The following is a 520-nucleotide window of genomic DNA, read 5'->3' as shown; positions in this document are numbered from 1 at the left end:
GTGCATGCTCATGGTCTCCCCATCAGGGTCAGCTGCCGCCCATGCCGCCCTGCGCGGCGATCATGGTCATCGGCAGAGCGCGTACAGCTTTCTCCAGGCCGGGCGCGAGGGCGGCGAGAGATCCCGTGCAGGCGTCGATACGTGCCCGGAAGGTCTTCTGGTCCTGCCGTGACAGCACCGAGCGGATGCCGCCCGCCGCGGCCAGCGCCAGCAGCGCGGCGTCGGCGGCGGGGATCTCCTGCACGGGGCCGTCCCCGTGCAGCGCCGCGGTCACGCGGGCGCGCAGTGCGGCGGGCACAGTGCGGTCCGTCAGGGTCAGCCGCCGTGTGCCGAAGCGGGCGCGGGGCGCCTTCACGGTGAGGAGTCCCGCCGCGGCGAGCCGGTTCTCCACTTCCGTCAGGGTCCGCTTGCGGTGGCGGCGCACGAGGCGCTTCCAGCTGTGCCCGGCCGCGGCGTCGTGCAGAACGCCGTCCAGTACGGGGTTGCCGGTCGGTTCCGTGCCGGACACGGTGACCGTGCC

The 520-nt window shown here is 73.8% G+C and carries 1 protein-coding gene; it reads right to left on the bottom strand.

Features of this window, described 5'->3' with window-relative positions; genetic code table 11:
* Positions 1-28 precede the first annotated feature (28 nt).
* On the bottom strand, positions 29-520 hold a 492-nt coding region (locus BEK98_RS47745), incomplete at its 5' end, for a GPP34 family phosphoprotein (RefSeq protein WP_107428353.1).

Origin of the sequence: Streptomyces diastatochromogenes (assembly GCF_002242805.1) — a bacterium.
Taxonomy (GTDB): domain Bacteria; phylum Actinomycetota; class Actinomycetes; order Streptomycetales; family Streptomycetaceae; genus Streptomyces; species Streptomyces diastatochromogenes.
The sequence above is the reverse complement of the archived record's forward strand: the minus strand, read 5'-3'. Positions and strand labels throughout refer to the sequence as shown.